This is a genomic window from Enterobacter sp. RIT637, from assembly GCF_019718755.1.
Classification (GTDB): domain Bacteria; phylum Pseudomonadota; class Gammaproteobacteria; order Enterobacterales; family Enterobacteriaceae; genus Enterobacter.
In genome coordinates this window covers 1-549 of sequence record NZ_JAIHAZ010000151.1, presented here as the reverse complement: position 1 = coordinate 549, position 549 = coordinate 1, and the positions used below count along the sequence as shown (strand labels likewise).

The window sequence follows — 549 nt, the reverse complement described above, 5'->3', positions numbered from 1 at the left end:
ACCCCTATGCGGGCATGCAGCGCCACTATCTGGCAAAGGCGCTTTAACCGCCGATCCCGGTGCCGATTACGGCAAGCGCATGACGGACAATGATTTCCGGCGAGAGGGATTTTAGCCTCTCGTCATTGCGCATGCGTGAGAACGGCACCAGCACCAGGCTCAGCAAGGTGGTAAACAGCAGCTCCGGTGCTAGCGCCTGATTCAGCTTCCCTTCCTGCTGCCAGCCTTTGAGGGTGGCAAGCGTCGCCTGATACTTCTCGTCACCAAACCGCGCCTGAAGATGGGTGCGCAGTACCGGCATTTCGCCAATCACCTCCTGCATCCACAGCGGTGCAAACCAGGGATACTGTTCCGCCAGTTCGGCCAGCACTTTAACCATTTCCGTCAGGGCGTTCACCGGCGAATCCCGGTTATCGGCGAAAATTGTCCCGATCTGCTCGCGTAACGGCAGGAAACGCTCCTCAATCATCGCATCCAGCAGTTGCTCTCGGGAGTTAAAGTAATAGTGCAGCATCGCGGGCGTGACGCCCGCCTCTTTGGCAATGGCGT

Annotated in this window: 1 protein-coding gene; it reads right to left on the bottom strand. The window is 58.3% G+C overall.

Annotated features, from left to right (window positions below; genetic code table 11):
* Positions 1-43: 43 nt before the first annotated feature.
* Positions 44-549, bottom strand: a 506-nt coding sequence (locus K5E19_RS23720; protein WP_221553371.1) for a TetR/AcrR family transcriptional regulator, incomplete at its 5' end; no start/stop codon positions are given.